The organism is Pseudomonas bubulae (assembly GCF_900618535.1).
Lineage (GTDB): Bacteria > Pseudomonadota > Gammaproteobacteria > Pseudomonadales > Pseudomonadaceae > Aquipseudomonas > Aquipseudomonas bubulae.
The window spans coordinates 554,319-568,953 of sequence record NZ_UYJA01000004.1 but is presented as its reverse complement, the minus strand read 5'-3'; the positions used below and the strand labels follow the sequence as shown (position 1 = coordinate 568,953).

The 14,635-nt window shown below is 58.4% G+C and carries 13 protein-coding genes; 8 read left to right on the top strand and 5 right to left on the bottom strand.

The annotated features are described in order from the left end of the window. Positions 1-196: 196 nt before the first annotated feature. From PPTH39_RS17200 to PPTH39_RS17185, 4 genes are all read left to right on the top strand, one after another. Positions 197-1,618: an alanine/glycine:cation symporter family protein gene (locus tag PPTH39_RS17200; protein WP_094999534.1), complete on the top strand. Its 1,422-nt coding sequence runs from the start codon at positions 197-199 to the stop codon at positions 1,616-1,618. Positions 1,619-1,674: 56 nt separating this feature from the next. Then, on the top strand, positions 1,675-2,679 hold the full coding sequence (locus tag PPTH39_RS17195; RefSeq protein WP_130872236.1) for an asparaginase: 1,005 nt from the start codon (positions 1,675-1,677) through the stop codon (positions 2,677-2,679). A 180-nt stretch (positions 2,680-2,859) separates the two neighbouring features. Further along, positions 2,860-3,852, top strand: coding sequence for an AraC family transcriptional regulator (locus tag PPTH39_RS17190; protein WP_094999536.1), 993 nt, complete (start codon positions 2,860-2,862; stop codon positions 3,850-3,852). 140 nt (positions 3,853-3,992) lie between these two features. Beyond that, a complete protein-coding gene (locus tag PPTH39_RS17185) occupies positions 3,993-5,024 on the top strand; it encodes a histone deacetylase family protein (RefSeq protein WP_095031579.1) in 1,032 nt (343 codons plus the stop codon). 102 nt (positions 5,025-5,126) lie between these two features. Here the strand turns inward: PPTH39_RS17185 and pdxR are convergent, their stop codons facing one another. Continuing rightward, the gene (pdxR, locus tag PPTH39_RS17180) at positions 5,127-6,683 is read right to left on the bottom strand and encodes a MocR-like pyridoxine biosynthesis transcription factor PdxR (protein ID WP_130872235.1); all 1,557 of its coding nucleotides are present in this window, start codon (positions 6,681-6,683) and stop codon (positions 5,127-5,129) included. Positions 6,684-6,772: 89 nt separating this feature from the next. Between pdxR and PPTH39_RS17175 the strand changes: the two genes are divergently transcribed. The 3 genes from PPTH39_RS17175 to PPTH39_RS17165 are packed head-to-tail and all read left to right on the top strand — an operon-like array spanning position 6,773 to position 8,553. Next, on the top strand, positions 6,773-7,402 hold the full coding sequence (locus PPTH39_RS17175) for an FMN-binding negative transcriptional regulator (protein WP_095017943.1): 630 nt from the start codon (positions 6,773-6,775) through the stop codon (positions 7,400-7,402). 6 nt (positions 7,403-7,408) lie between these two features. Further along, positions 7,409-7,858 carry a GNAT family N-acetyltransferase gene (locus tag PPTH39_RS17170; RefSeq protein ID WP_094999540.1) on the top strand — a complete coding sequence of 150 codons (450 nt, stop codon included), beginning with the start codon at positions 7,409-7,411 and terminating at the stop codon, positions 7,856-7,858. 14 nt (positions 7,859-7,872) lie between these two features. Next, positions 7,873-8,553 carry a GNAT family N-acetyltransferase gene (locus tag PPTH39_RS17165; RefSeq protein ID WP_130872234.1) on the top strand — a complete coding sequence of 227 codons (681 nt, stop codon included), beginning with the start codon at positions 7,873-7,875 and terminating at the stop codon, positions 8,551-8,553. A gap of 341 nt (positions 8,554-8,894) precedes the next feature. Here PPTH39_RS17165 and oadA read toward each other — a convergent pair whose 3' ends face one another. Both oadA and PPTH39_RS17155 read right to left on the bottom strand, forming a co-directional pair. Further along, positions 8,895-10,703 (bottom strand): sodium-extruding oxaloacetate decarboxylase subunit alpha, encoded by a 1,809-nt coding sequence (gene oadA / locus PPTH39_RS17160; protein WP_094999542.1) that lies wholly within the window; start codon positions 10,701-10,703, stop codon positions 8,895-8,897. Positions 10,704-10,714: 11 nt separating this feature from the next. Continuing rightward, the gene (locus PPTH39_RS17155; RefSeq protein WP_016782925.1) at positions 10,715-12,130 is read right to left on the bottom strand and encodes an acetyl-CoA carboxylase biotin carboxylase subunit; all 1,416 of its coding nucleotides are present in this window, start codon (positions 12,128-12,130) and stop codon (positions 10,715-10,717) included. 190 nt (positions 12,131-12,320) lie between these two features. On the opposite strand from PPTH39_RS17155, the gene PPTH39_RS17150 reads away from it, so the two are divergent. After that, positions 12,321-13,283 (top strand): LysR family transcriptional regulator, encoded by a 963-nt coding sequence (locus PPTH39_RS17150; protein ID WP_130872233.1) that lies wholly within the window; start codon positions 12,321-12,323, stop codon positions 13,281-13,283. Here PPTH39_RS17150 and PPTH39_RS17145 read toward each other — a convergent pair. Together PPTH39_RS17145 and hexR are read right to left on the bottom strand one after the other, a co-directional pair. Next, positions 13,225-13,437 carry a PA3496 family putative envelope integrity protein gene (locus PPTH39_RS17145; protein ID WP_094999544.1) on the bottom strand — a complete coding sequence of 71 codons (213 nt, stop codon included), beginning with the start codon at positions 13,435-13,437 and terminating at the stop codon, positions 13,225-13,227. The two genes, PPTH39_RS17150 and PPTH39_RS17145, sit on opposite strands and share 59 nt — an antisense overlap. 209 nt (positions 13,438-13,646) lie before the next feature. After that, positions 13,647-14,513 (bottom strand): transcriptional regulator HexR, encoded by an 867-nt coding sequence (gene hexR, locus PPTH39_RS17140; RefSeq protein ID WP_094999545.1) that lies wholly within the window; start codon positions 14,511-14,513, stop codon positions 13,647-13,649. Between the last annotated feature and the right edge of the window lie 122 nt (positions 14,514-14,635).

The following is a 14,635-nucleotide window of genomic DNA, read 5'->3' as shown; positions in this document are numbered from 1 at the left end:
TATAGTGCCGCCCCTCTTCCTGTGCCCGGCCCCAGCACCAGCGGCCATCGTCAGCACGGAAACAGCATCGTAAACCAAGCAGCAACATGGCCAGGGTCACACTGATCGCCTACGTTAATGCCTTGCTCAAGCAGGTGTAACGCGATATTTCGATCCGGCCGTGTTGCCATCAGATAAAAACAGCGAGGAATAATCCATGCTTGAAGTCATCAATGACTTCCTCTCAGGGAAAGTGCTAATCGTGCTCATGGTCGGGCTCGGTGGCTACTTCACGATCCGCTCGCGTTTCGTTCAGTTTCGTTACTTTCTGCACATGTTTTCGGTTTTCAAGGACAGCCTGCGCAGCAGCGCCGGTGAGCTGAGCTCATTTCAGGCATTGATGCTGAGCCTGGCCGGCCGTGTCGGCGCGGGCAACATTGCCGGCGTCGGTATTGCCGTTACCCTGGGTGGCCCCGGTGCCGTGTTCTGGATGTGGGTGACCGCCCTGGTCGGCATGTCCAGCAGCCTGATCGAATGCTCCCTGGGCCAGCTGTACAAGCGTCGTGATTCGGAAGGCCAACTGCGCGGCGGCCCGTCCTTCTATATGAAGTACGGCCTGGGCAAAGTGTGGATGGGCAAACTGATGGCCGTGCTGTTGCTGATCACCTTCGGTTTTGCCTTCATGGGCCTGCAAGCCCATGCCGTGACCCACTCGCTGCAAGACGCCTTCGGCTTCAAGGTCAACTACTCGGGGCTGGCCATCGCCATCCTGCTGGGCTTGGTGTTTATCGGCGGGATCAAGCGTATCGCTTCGGTAGCCGACCTGCTGGTACCGGTCAAGACCCTGGCCTATATTGCGGTCACCCTGTATGTGATCGTACTGCAGTTCGACCACGTACCCGCCATGCTGGGCCATATCGTCAAGAGCGCCTTCGGCCTGGACCCTGTGTTCGGTGGCCTGATCGGCAGTGCAATCGTGATGGGCGTCAAACGTGGCGTCTTCGCCAACGAAGCCGGTCTGGGCAGCGCCCCGAACGTGGCTGCCGTGGCCGATGTTGAGCACCCGATCGCCCAAGGCGTGGTGCAGGCATTCAGCGTATTCCTCGACACCTTTGTGATCTGCACCTGTACGGCTTTGCTGATTCTGTTGTCGGGCTTCTACACCCCAGGTTTTGAAGGCGACGGCATTGCCCTGACCCAGAACTCCCTGGCAGCCGTGGTCGGCGAATGGGGTCGTGTCTTTATAAGCGTGGCCCTGGCGCTGTTCGTATTCACCTCGATGCTCTACAACTACTACCTGGGCGAGAACAACCTGCGCTTTTTGGTTGGAGAGAGCCGCAAAGCACTGATGGGTTATCGCGCACTGGTACTGGTGCTGATCTTTTGGGGGTCGATCGAAAACCTGCAAACGGTTTTCGCTTTCGCCGACATTGCCATGACCATGCTCGCCTTCGTTAACCTGGTTGCGCTGGCGATGCTGTTCAAGATCTGCATGCGCGTGCTCAAGGACTACGATGACCAGCGCCGCGCGGGGATCAAGACACCTGTCTTCGATTCCAGTAAATTCCCGGATCTGGATCTCGATCTAAAGGCCTGGCCGCCAAAGCCGGCCGCCCAGGTCGACGAAACAAAACGCTGATACTTGACGCGGCGGTTCTCCAGAACCGCCGCGTTTTTGCTTATGGAGACTCAATAATGACCGCAGCCACTCATCACACCTGCCAACACGTCATGGTGCTCTACACCGGCGGCACCATCGGCATGCAGGCCAGCGCCAGCGGTCTGGCACCAGCCTCGGGTTTTGAGGCACGCATGCGCGAGCACCTGGCCAGCCAACCGCAGCTGCAAGTACCGCAATGGGCCTTTCGCGAAATGAGCCCGCTGATCGACAGCGCCAACATGACGCCTGCCTACTGGCTACGCCTGCGCAGCGCGATCATCGAAGCCGTCGAGCAGGATGGCTGCGATGCTGTACTGGTCCTGCATGGCACTGACACGCTGGCCTACAGCGCTGCGGCGATGTGCTTTCAACTGCTGGGCTTGCCTGCACCGGTACTCTTCACCGGCTCCATGCTGCCAGCGGGCGTACCTGACAGCGATGCCTGGGAAAACATCAGCGGTGCCTTGCAGGCGCTGGGCCAGGGCCAGCCTAACGGCGTACAGCTGTACTTCCACGGCAAGCTGATGGCTCCAACTCGCTGCGCCAAAGTGCGCAGCTTTGGCCGTAACCCGTTTGTGACGCTGACACGCAACGGCGGCGGAGCCAAAGCCAGCACCCTCCCGGCAGAACTGGCCTACAGCTACCCCAAACACCAGGCCAGCGTAGGCGTGCTGCCACTGGTGCCAGGGATTGGCGCCGCCCAGCTCGATGCCTTGCTCAACAGCGGGATCGAAGCCCTGGTACTGGAGTGCTTCGGCAGTGGCACCGGCCCTGGCGACAACCCGGACTTTCTCGCCAGTCTGCAACGGGCACAGGAAAATGGCATTGTGATCGTGGCCATTACCCAATGCCATGAAGGCGGTGTAGAACTGGACGTGTACGAAGCTGGCAGCCGCTTGCGTGAGGCGGGTGTGCTGTCAGGTGGCGGAATGACCCGCGAGGCCGTGTTCGGCAAACTGCATGCCTTGCTTGGCGCTGACCTGCCGCTGGCCGAGGTGCGCCGCCTGATCGAACTGGATGTGTGCGGGGAGCTGGCCTAAAAGCCCATAACCCAGCCTATGTAGCCGCTGTAGCAGGCTGTGATGGACTGTGCACCAGACCCGCCTTGATTGAAGGTCCTGCGGCTCTTATCGCAGCCTGCGGCAGCGGCTACAGGTTCGGTGTACATCCCCCGGCACGCAACTTGCTCGTTTCCTGCACTTCCCAGGCAGGAAACGAGCATGCTCCACTCCCATCTCACAACGCTCAACGCCGTATCCCTGGTGCTCAGCACCTTCAACGCAGAAGGCTTGCCCAGCGAGATGCTGCTGGCCGGCAGCGGCATTCGGGCGGCGGACCTGAGCCGTGCAGACACTCGCATCACCACCAATCAGGAAATGCGCGTGTGCGCCAATGCCGTGGCTCTGCGCCGCGAAATCGGCCTTGAACTAGGGCGACGCATGCATGTGTCGTCCTACGGCATACTCGGTTACGCCCTACTCACCAGTGCCACCTTAGGTGACGCATTGCGTCTAGCTTTACGCTACCCGGCGCTGCTGGGAACACTTTTTGAGCTGAGCCTGGAGGTCGAGGGCGAACAGGTCCGGTTCTGTGCCAATGGCTATGCCGAGAGCCCGCAAATGGCGGTGTTCAATACCGAGCTATGCCTGGTTTCGCTCAAGGTTATATGCGAAGACTTGCTAGGCCAATCGCTGCCGCTATTGGGTGCACGCTTTATCCACAGCGCACCCGACTACCACGCCAGCTACGGGCAAAGCTTCGATTGCCCGCGTCAGTTCGATGCCGACAGCAATGCTTTCGCCTTCGCCAAGCGATGGCTCGACCAGCCTTTGCCACTGGCCGATGCGGTGACCCATCAAGCGATGGCCGAGCGTTGCCGCAAACAGAATCTGGAGTTCACCGGGAGACAAACCTGGCTGGAACGCATCCGCCAGTTGCTGGCCGCACAACTGCATGCAGCCCCCGGCCTCGAAGGGCTGGCCGAGCACATGAACTGCTCGCCGCGCACCCTGCGCCGCCACTTGCACGATATGGGTTGCAGCTACCAGACGCTGCTCGATGACCTGCGTTTTGAGCGCGCCAAGCTGCTGCTCAACGAAACCGAATGGCCCATTTACAAGATTGCCGAGACCCTGGGTTTCAGTGAAACCGCGAGCTTCCGCCATGCCTTCGTGCGCTGGAGCGGGGTTGCACCCAGCCAGTTCCGGGCCTGATTCAGAGGGGATGGGCAGGGGCCAATTACGGTCAACCATTTTGGCCACATACATCTCCTTTTGGCCGCTCCTGCCGTTCTCTCAAACCCCCGGCGCCGCAAGACTGTAGCCAACCGCTCATGCCCTGGGAGAACAAGACAATGCTGACGATCTATTCGGACGATCACCACCTGCATCATGGCCGTTGTGAGTTGATGGACGGGCAACTGTTGCCCTGCTTTGAAATGCCATCACGGGCCGACCATATTTTGCAACGTGTACAAACCCGTGAACTCGGCCCAGTGAGCGCCCCGCAAGACTTCGGCCGCGGGCCTATCGAGCGGATTCACAGTGCGGCCTACCTGGACTTTTTCCAGGGTGCCTGGGACCGCTGGGCCCAACATGGCCGCGACGGTGACTTGCTGCCTTATACCTGGCCTGCCCGTACTTTACGTGCCGTTCTGCCCACCAGCCTGCATGGCCAGCTTGGGTATTACAGCTTCGACGGCGGAGCGCCGATTACTGCGGGCACATGGCAAGCGGCTTACAGTGCAGCGCAAGTAGCCCTGACTGCCCAAGCCGAAATTCAAAACGGCGCCCACAGTGCTTTCGCACTTTGCCGGCCACCGGGGCATCACGCCGCCAGCGACTTGATGGGCGGTTACTGCTACCTGAATAACGCCGCCATAGCAGCCCAGGCCTTTCTCGATCAAGGCTACAGCAAGGTGGCTATCCTCGACGTTGATTACCATCACGGTAATGGTACGCAGTCGATTTTCTATGAACGTAACGACGTGCTGTTTACCTCGATTCACGGCCATCCTGAGGCCGAGTTTCCGTTCTTTTTAGGGTATGAAGATGAACTGGGCGAAGGGCCCGGGGAAGGCTTTAACTTCAACTACCCGCTGGCTGCGGGTTCGGCCTGGGATCGCTGGAGCGCGGCGCTGGAATTGGCCTGCGCTGAAATCGAGCGCTATGACGCTGACGTAATCGTGGTTTCGCTGGGTGTGGATACATTCAAGAACGACCCGATTTCCCAATTCAAACTCGACAGCCCGGACTACCTGCGCATGGGTGAGCGTATTGCGCGGCTGGGCAAACCGACACTGTTCGTGATGGAAGGTGGCTATGCGGTTGAAGAAATCGGCGTGAATGCGGTGAATGTGCTTGAAGGGTTTGAAAGCGCGCAATGATCAAGCCCTTCCTGTGGGAGCGGGCTTGCTCGTGATTCAGCCGGTGCGGTCTGTCTGAATTAATGCGGTGCCCCCCTCGCGAGCAAGCCCGCTCCCACAGGTTCAACGGCTGCCATTCCACACCTTGCCCAGCCGCTCCAGCGCCGCCTTGATCTCCACTTCGGGTACCGCTGCAAACCCCAACACCAATCCCGCGCGGTTATCCACAGGCTCACTCGAATCCTGTAACCAATAACTGCTCAGCCCGTTGATCTCCACGTCCACTGCCCGGGCCTGCGCCAGCAGTTGCTGCTCACGAGCCAAACTCGCCACCGGCACCGCCACATGCAAGCCCGCCGCGATACCCGGCATGGCCCCAACCTCCGCCAACCTCTGTGGCCAGTTGGCCAGCAACACATCACGGCGACTCAAAGCCGCGCGACGCATCCGCCGTATATGCCGCTGAAAATGCCCCGCCGCCATAAACTCGGCCATCACTGCCTGAGTGCCGACCTCCGAATGGCGCATATCCAGCGAGCGCCGGCGGGCAAACGGCTCGATCAGCCCCTTGGGCAGCACCAGATACCCCAGGCGCAACGCCGGAAACGCCACCTTGCCGAAGGTACCGACATAAATCACCCGCCCGCTGCGGTCCAATGCCGCCAGCGGGGCCAGCGGCGCACCGCTATAGCGGTACTCGCCATCGTAGTCGTCTTCGACAATCCAGCCCTCTGTACGCTCGGCCCAGGCCAGCAGTTCCAGGCGCCGGGCCAGGCTCATGGTGACCCCGCTGGGGTATTGATGGGAGGGCGTGACATAGGCCAGCCGACAGTTGTTCAAATGCGCCAGCGCCGAACAGTCCATACCGTCCTGATCCACCGCCACGCCCTGCACATTCGCCCCGGCAATCGCAAAGGCATAGGCAGCTGCGCGATAGCCGGGGTTTTCCACAGCCACCCCTTCGCCCGGCTCCACCAGCAGCTGTGCACAAAGGCTAATTCCTTGCTGCGCGCCACTGGTGATCAAAATTTGCTCAGCCGTACACGATAAACCTCGTGAAGTACGCAAATAAGCCGCAATCAATGCACGCAGACGCTCATCACCTGCAGGATCGCCGTAGCACAGATGCTGCAACTCCGGCTTACGCCAAAAAGCCGCCTGCAGCTTGCTCCATACCTCGAAAGGGAATAAGTCGAACGCCGGAACACCCACCCGAAATGCGCGGGGAACACCACTGGGTGGCAGGTCCAATGCATGGGTTGCAACCCTGCTCAGAGCCGTGCTGTGGATAACTTTACTGGATGTAATTACAGGTATTCCAGACTGTTTTGTGGATAACCCTGGGGATAAGCCTGTTGAAAAGCCTGTGGATAAGTTGGTGGACAACTTTTTTAGCGGCAGGGCTTTTTCTGGCAATTGGGCCACATAGGTACCGTCCCCAACTCTCCCCTCAATAAATCCTTCGGCATACAACTGGTCATAGGCCCGCATCACACTATTGCGGGAAATCCCCAAGGCACCGGCCATGTCACGGCTGGCGGGCAAACGCGAGCCGCCATTCAAACGACCATCCAGCACACGTTGGCGCAATGCCAGATACAGCTGGCGGCTCAGACCCTTTTTGGGATCAAGCTCGATCCCGGCGGGGTTGAAGGCGATGGAAAGAACTGAATCCTTCATGGATTGGACCTATGAAATTGACCATTAATGGCTCTTACAACCAACCAATAGCCTGCCTAGGATAAAGCCAATCGCCAAGGATAATTTCCATGTACGTACCCCGCGCCTTCGCCGTAGACGACATTAAAATCCTGCACCAGCAGATGCAGGCCTCCCCCCTGCCCGTACTGGTCACACATGCCAGCCAGGGCCTGCTCGCCAGTCATGTGCCTATGCTGTTGAACCCCGACGAAGGCCCGTGCGGCACATTGTACGGGCACCTGGCCCGGGCCAATCCACACTGGCAGGACCTGGCCCAAGGCACGGAAGCACTGGTGATCTTTGCCGGCGAACAGGCCTATATCAGCCCGACCTTTTACCCAGGCAAGGCCGACCACGGAAAAGCCGTACCCACCTGGAATTACCTGGCCGTACACGCTTATGGCATGGCCGAGGTGTTCGATGATGCCGAACGTTTGCTGGCACTGGTCAGCCGCCTGAGCGACAGGCATGAAGCCAATCGCCCCGCGCCCTGGGCTGTCAGCGACGCCCCCGCCGACTATGTCGACAGCATGCTCAAGGCCATTGTGGGCTTTCGCCTGCCTATCACCCGCCTGCAAGGCAAACGCAAACTCAGCCAGAACCGCGACGCCCGCGACCAGGCTGGTGTGCGCCAGGGCCTGCTGGCCAACCCCAACCCGCAAGACCACGCACTCGCTCATTTAATGGTTAAGGAATAACTGAAAATGGCTCAAATCCAGATCAAAACTGCCACCGCCACCGATCGCGAACAGTGGCTACCACTTTGGCAAGCTTACTTGCGCTTCTACAAAACCGAGCTGTCCGACGAAATCAGCCAATCCACCTGGGCGCGTTTTCTCGACCCGGCAGAACCGACCACCCTGGCCCTGGCCTGGCAAGACGACAAAGCGGTGGGCATGGTGCAGTGCGTTTATCACCGCACCAACTGGAGCATCAAAGACGCCTGCTATCTTCAAGACCTGTTTGTCAGTCCCGATGTGCGCGGCAAGGGGGTGGGTCGTCAGTTAATCGAGCATGTATACGCAGCCGCCCGCGCCAAGGACTGCTGCAAAGTGCATTGGCTCACCCAGGAAACCAACGCCACGGCTATTCAGTTGTATGAGCGCATTGGCGAGCGCCCCGGCTTTATTCAGTTTCGCAAAACCTTGTCATAAATAAGGAACGCGCAATGCCCGACTCTCTAGAACGTTGGCTGGCGGCTAAAACCCCGGATACCCGCACCCTCGAAGGGCGATTCATTCGTCTGGAAAAGCTCGACCCCGAACGTCATGGCGATGAACTATGGCTAGCCTTACAAGGGCCGCAGGCCGATCCCAAGCTGTGGGACTACTTGCCCTACGGTCCATTTAACGAGCGTCCGACCTTTGACGCTTGGCTGCAAAAGCATGCCGATAGCCGTGATCCACATTTCTATGCCGTTATCGACAAGCCCAGCGGTGAGGCACAAGGCTTGCTTAGCCTGATGTGCATCGTCCCGGAGCACGGGCGTATCGAGATCGGCCACGTCGCCTTTGGCACACCCATGCAACGCTCACCGAAAAGCACGGAGGCGGTCTACCTGCTCGCCAAGGAAGCCTTCGCCCTGGGCAACCGGCGTCTGGAATGGAAGTGCAACAACGATAACGCAAGATCAAAGCGTACTGCAGTACGATTGGGGTACACATACGAAGGCGTTTTCCGCCAGCATATGGTGGCTAAAGGTAAAAACCGTGATACCACGTGGTACAGCATTATTAGTACGGAATGGCCCCCACTAGCGGCAGGGTTCGAAAAATGGCTGGCATTGGATAACCAACCAGAAAGCGGCCAAATAAAGACCCTGGAAGAATGCAGAGCCACAGTTGTATAAAATTTGATCAATACGCCCAGCAAGGACTGCTGGGCGTTTTTGTGCTTGGAATAAACACATTTGCGCTACGCGACCGCTTGATACCCCTGTTGCACAGGGAGAAGCGCAAACACTCGTAGCAGCGCGATGCACCTGAAACACCATGGCTCAGCGACCTATGTCTAACGCCTCGTACGGGCACACCACACCTCGCCCTACTTGCTAGGCGCTACAGGCGCTTTTCCAGCCTTGTCGTCGCCAGACTCCTTGAATCGAACCTGCGAAAAAGCCTCAATTCAAGAGCAAAAAAAAGGGGAGCACATGCCCCCCCGAGGTTTAAAGCGTTTACATCAAAGACAGTATCAGGCTTCGATTTCGATCAGAATTTCGCCCGGATTAACGCGATCGCCCTTGATTACATGGATGGTGACGATTTTGCCTGCGATGCCGGCCTGGACTTCAGTTTCCATTTTCATCGCTTCGGTGATCAGTACCGACTGACCCGCCTTGACCACATCGCCTACAGCGACCAGTACATCAACGATATTGCCCGGCATTGCCGTGCTCACATGGCCTGGCTCGCTGGCCTGCTTGCGCTTGCTTGAGGTGCCACCAACAAATTCGTTGAGGGGTTCGAACACCACCTCTTCCGGCATGCCATCGATGGACAGGTAGAAGTGACGCTTGCCTTCAGCCTTGACGCCCACACCGGTTATGTCAACGCGATAGCTCTCACCGTGCACGTCGATCACGAACTCGGTCGGCACGCCCTCACCGCTCGCCTTGGTGACACCGCCAGCCTCAGGGATAGGCAGCAGCACTTCTGGGGTCAGAGTGCCTGCAGCGCGCTCCTCAAGGAACTTGCGACCGATATCCGGGAACATGGCGAAGGTCAGTACGTCTTCTTCCGACTGGGCCAGGGCACCAATTTCAGCACGCAGCTTGACCATTTCGGGCTTTAGCAGGTCCGCAGGGCGTACGTCGATCAGCTCTTCGTTGCCAATGGCCTGACGACGCAGTTGCTCGTTGACCACGCCCGGCGCCTTGCCGTAGCCGCCTTGCAGGTAGAGCTTCACTTCGTTGGTGATGGTTTTGTAACGCTCACCCGCCAATACGTTGAAGAATGCCTGAGTACCCACAATTTGCGACGTTGGTGTCACCAGCGGCGGGTAACCGAGGTCTTCACGCACACGCGGGATTTCGGCCAGCACTTCGCTCATGCGGTTCAGCGCACCCTGCTCTTTGAGCTGGTTGGCAAGGTTGGAAATCATCCCGCCCGGGACCTGGTTAACCTGAACACGGGTATCTACAGCGGTGAATTCGCTTTCAAACTGGTGATACTTCTTACGCACTGCGTAGAAGTACATGCCGATTTCCTGCAACAGCGACAGATCGAGACCGGTGTCGTATTCACTGCCTTTGAGCGCGGCAACCATCGACTCGGTGCCCGGGTGGCTGGTGCCCCACGCGAAGCTGGAGATCGCGGTATCAATGTGGTCTGCGCCATTCTCGATAGCCTTGAGCTGGCACATGGCAGCCAGACCGGCGGTGTCATGGGAGTGAATAAAGATCGGCAGAGTGATTTCGGCTTTCAGCGCCTTGACCAGTTCACCCGTGGCGTACGGCGTCAGCAGGCCAGCCATGTCTTTGATGGCGACCGAGTCGCAGCCCATGGCTTCCATCTGCTTGGCCTGCGCCACAAACGCCTCGGTGGTATGTACCGGACTGGTGGTATAGGCGATGGTGCCTTGGGCATGCTTGCCGGCAGCTTTGACCGCCTCGATGGCCACACGCAGGTTACGCACGTCGTTCATGGCGTCGAAGATGCGGAACACGTCGATGCCGTTGACTGCTGCTTTGGCGACGAAGGCTTTGACCACGTCGTCGCTGTAATGGCGATAGCCCAGCAGGTTCTGGCCGCGCAGCAACATTTGCAGACGCGTGTTGGGCAAGGCGGCACGCAGTTGGCGCAGACGCTCCCACGGATCTTCCTTGAGGAAACGCACGCAGGCATCAAAGGTCGCGCCGCCCCAGACTTCCAGGGACCAGTAGCCGACTTTGTCGAGCTTGTCGCAGATCGGCAGCATGTCTTCAGTGCGCATGCGGGTGGCCAGCAGCGACTGGTGGGCGTCACGCAGGATGGTGTCAGTTACGAAAATCTTCTTGCTCATTATTCTTTTCCTCACAGGCCTGCGTGGGCGGCGATGGCGGCAGCGATGGCCAGGGCCAACTCTTCGGGTTTGCGCTTGATCGAGTAGTTGGTCAGCTCAGGGTGGCTTTCTACGAAGCTGGTGTTGAACTGGCCACTACGGAATTCCGGGTTACGCAGGATTTCCTGGTAATACGCGGCGGTGGTTTTGACCCCTTGCAGACGCATGTCGTCGAGGGCGCGCAAACCACGGTCCATCGCTTCTTCCCAGGTCAGGGCCCACACCACCAGTTTCAGACACATGGAGTCGTAATACGGCGGGATGGTATAGCCGGTGTAGATCGCCGTGTCGGTACGTACACCGGGGCCGCCGGGCGCGTAGTAACGGGTGATCTTGCCGAAACTGGGCAGGAAGTTGTTTTTCGGGTCTTCGGCGTTGATCCGGAACTGCAGGGCAAAGCCGCGATGCTGCACGTCTTCCTGCTTGATCGAGAGCGGCAGGCCAGAGGCGATACGAATCTGTTCACGAACAATGTCGATGCCGGTAATTTCTTCGGTGATGGTGTGCTCCACCTGCACCCGAGTGTTCATCTCCATGAAGTACACCTCGCCCTCGGCGAGCAGGAACTCCACGGTACCGGCGTTCTCGTAACCCACGGCCTTGGCTGCGCGCACAGACAGGTCGCCGATATAGGCGCGCTGTTCCGGGGTCAGCTGCGGGCTTGGGGCGATTTCGATCAGCTTTTGGTTGCGACGCTGGATCGAGCAGTCGCGCTCAAACAGATGCACCACGTTGCCAAAGCTGTCGCCGAGAATTTGCGCTTCGATATGCTTGGGGTTGACGATGCATTTTTCGAGGAACACTTCGGCCGAACCAAAGGCCTTGGTCGCTTCCGAGATCACCCGCGGGAAGGCTTGCTCGAGTTCTTCACGGCTGTTGCAGCGACGAATGCCGCGACCGCCACCACCCGAGGTGGCCTTGAGCATCACCGGGTAGCCAATGCGTTCGCCTTCAATCAAGGCTTCGTGGATGTCGGCAACGTTGCCTTCAGTGCCCGGTGTGACCGGCACACCGGCCTTGATCATGCTGCGACGCGCTTCAGTCTTGTCGCCCATACGGCGAATGACTTCAGCGGCCGGACCGATGAACTTGATCCCGCGCTCGGCGCAGATATCAGCCAACTCAGCGTTTTCTGACAAAAAACCGTAACCGGGATGCAGAGCATCACAACCGGTTTCAACCGCCAGATTCACCAGCTTGCGCGGATTCAAATAACCGGCCAGCGGGTCTTCGCCGATATTGTGTGCTTCGTCGGCGCGCTTGACGTGCAAGGCATGCCGATCAGCTTCGGAATAGACCGCTACAGAGCGAATCCCCATCTCGGCGCAGGCACGCACGATGCGGACGGCGATTTCTCCGCGGTTGGCGATCAGGATCTTTTTTATCACTTGGATTTTCCCTAAAGCCCATGGAACAAACGACCTGCTAGACCAGGTCGGCACGTGTCCAAATGTGTCTGAACCGTTGTGTCGTCACACTAGACCCACGCAGTGATAAACAAAAATCAATAATTCTTGGGTCGTGCATAAGTAATAACTTATAGTCAGATCACTTGTCGCTTCGGATAATTTTATAAAAATGCGTAAGTCATTGATGCGTATCACTTTTCGCCAATTACAGGTGTTTAACGAAGTCTGTGATTTGCGTTCTTACAGCCGCGCAGCAGAAGAAATGTCGCTGACGCAACCCGCCGTAAGTCTACAAATTCGTCAGCTTGAAGAGCTGGTTGGCCAACCATTGTTCGAGTACGTCGGCAAAAAGCTGTACATGACCGAAGCCGCTGAAGCGCTTCAGTTGGCCAGTCGGGATATTTTCGGCCGGCTGGAAAACCTCGACATGCAACTTTCCGACATGCTCGGGTCATTGCAAGGCCAGTTGAAACTGGCCGTAGAGTCGAGCGCGAAATATTTTGTGCCGCATCTGTTTGCGGCCTTCAAGCGCCAGCATCCGGAAGTCAATTTGCAACTGACGGTGGTCAACCGGGCGCAGGCCGTTCGTCGGCTGTCAGATAACCGCGATGATCTGGTGATCATGTCGATGGTGCCCCAGGACATGGGCCTGGAATTCTTGCCGTTTCTGAACAACCCGATTGTGGCCGTGGCTCCCGCTGATCATCCGTTGTGCAACCGGGGTCCGCTGCATTTGCAGGATCTGGAGCCTTATACCTTGCTGATGCGCGAGCAGGGTTCGGGCACGCGCATGGCGTGTGAGGAGTATTTCAAGGAAAAGCGCGTTCACTTCAATCAGACGCTGGAAGTGTCGTCCAACGAGTCGCAGCGCGAGTGCGCGGTAGCCGGGTTGGGCGTGGCGTTATTGACCCGCCACGCCGTCAACCTGGAGCTGGCGACCGGCCTGCTGTGCGAACTGCCGGTCGAGGAGTTGCCGCTGTATCGCAGCTGGTGCGTGGTGCAGGCCAAGGCCAAGCGCCTGTCACCGGTGGCGCATGCATTTCTGGGGTTTATTCGCAGTGAGCGCCTGCAAATCAGCGCGTTGGTTGAGCGCTTCGACGGTCACTTGCCGACGCAGACTGCCAGTAGTTGATCGACCCCAGGTCAGGGTAATCAGAGGTTTCCAGACGCAGTTGGCGCTGGCTCGTATGGTCTTCAATCGCGCGACGGAAGGCCATGCGGCGCTGGTCTTCTTGCTGACGGCGGGTTTTGACGGCGCTATTGCGTTCTTCGTAAGGCTGAGCCATTTCGAGTCTCCCAAGGCGTGTACGGGAGCTTTACGATGCACCTTGTTTATGACGACTTGGCGAAGGTGGGATGACAGGGGGATGAACGCTGAATGTGAGCTCTGCGTGGGAGCGGGCCTGCTCGCGATTCAGGCGCTGCGGTGTGTCTGTCACACGGCGGCATTCCCTATCGCGAGCAAGCCCGCTCCCACAGAAGATGTTGTGCGCTTTTAATCTTCGTGGCTTTTCAGTGATTTAGGCGACAGACGCAAGCTGCGCAGGCTGCGCTTGACGCTCTTGAGGTGGTTGACCAGGCTCGGGCCTCGGGCCATGGCAACACCCATTGCCAACACGTCAATCACTACCAGGTGGGCAATACGCGAGGTCAGCGGGGTATAGATTTCGGTGTCTTCATGCACATCGATCGCCAGATTGACGGTTGCCAGCTCCGCCAGCGGCGTCTGGCTCGGGCACAAGGTAATCAGGGTCGCGCCGCTTTCACGCACCAGGTTGGCGGTGATCAGCAAGTCTTTGGAACGGCCCGACTGGGAAATGCAGATCGCCACGTCGGTAGGCTTCAAGGTCACGGCCGACATCGCTTGCATATGCGGGTCGGAATAGGCCGCCGCGGTCAGCAACAGACGGAAAAACTTGTGCTGGGCATCCGCCGCAACCGCGCCCGAGGCACCAAACCCATAAAACTCGACACGCTGCGCTTGCGACATGGCTGTCACGGCACGCTGCAGCGCTATCGGATCGAGCTTCTCGCGCACGTCCATCAAGGTATGCAGCGTGGTGTCGAAAATTTTCAGGCTGTAGTCCGCTACCGAATCGTCTTCATGGATCGCGAACTGACCAAAACTGGCACCGGCCGCCAGGCTTTGCGCCAGCTTGAGTTTCAGGTCCTGAAACCCGGAACAGCCTATCGCCCGGCAAAAACGCACGATGGTCGGCTCGCTGATTCCGACACTGTGGGCAAGGTCGGCCATGGAACTGTGCATTACAGCCGCAGGATCAAGCAGCACGTGATCGGCGACCTTGAGTTCCGATTTACGTAACAGGTGGCGTGACTGGGCAATATGTTGCAGCAGGTTCAAAGGGCAGGACTCGGTCTGTAAGCGGCGGGCGCCGGGGATGTAGCAATCTTGTAGTTATACTACAAGAATTCGTTTTCTGCCCAGCCAATACGCCATCAACTATCCAGTTATCTCCCTTGATT

Excerpts from the sequence above, each read along its gene's own strand:
- PPTH39_RS17200 (WP_094999534.1), top strand. The coding sequence starts at position 197 with ATGCTTGAAGTCATCAATGACTTCCTCTCAGGGAAAGTGCTAATCGTG.
- PPTH39_RS17195 (WP_130872236.1), top strand. The coding sequence starts at position 1,675 with ATGACCGCAGCCACTCATCACACCTGCCAACACGTCATGGTGCTCTAC.
- PPTH39_RS17190 (WP_094999536.1), top strand. The coding sequence starts at position 2,860 with ATGCTCCACTCCCATCTCACAACGCTCAACGCCGTATCCCTGGTGCTC.
- PPTH39_RS17185 (WP_095031579.1), top strand. The coding sequence starts at position 3,993 with ATGCTGACGATCTATTCGGACGATCACCACCTGCATCATGGCCGTTGT.
- pdxR (WP_130872235.1), bottom strand. The coding sequence starts at position 6,683 with ATGAAGGATTCAGTTCTTTCCATCGCCTTCAACCCCGCCGGGATCGAG.
- PPTH39_RS17175 (WP_095017943.1), top strand. The coding sequence starts at position 6,773 with ATGTACGTACCCCGCGCCTTCGCCGTAGACGACATTAAAATCCTGCAC.
- PPTH39_RS17170 (WP_094999540.1), top strand. The coding sequence starts at position 7,409 with ATGGCTCAAATCCAGATCAAAACTGCCACCGCCACCGATCGCGAACAG.
- PPTH39_RS17165 (WP_130872234.1), top strand. The coding sequence starts at position 7,873 with ATGCCCGACTCTCTAGAACGTTGGCTGGCGGCTAAAACCCCGGATACC.
- oadA (WP_094999542.1), bottom strand. The coding sequence starts at position 10,703 with ATGAGCAAGAAGATTTTCGTAACTGACACCATCCTGCGTGACGCCCAC.
- PPTH39_RS17150 (WP_130872233.1), top strand. The coding sequence starts at position 12,321 with ATGCGTAAGTCATTGATGCGTATCACTTTTCGCCAATTACAGGTGTTT.
- PPTH39_RS17145 (WP_094999544.1), bottom strand. The coding sequence starts at position 13,437 with ATGGCTCAGCCTTACGAAGAACGCAATAGCGCCGTCAAAACCCGCCGT.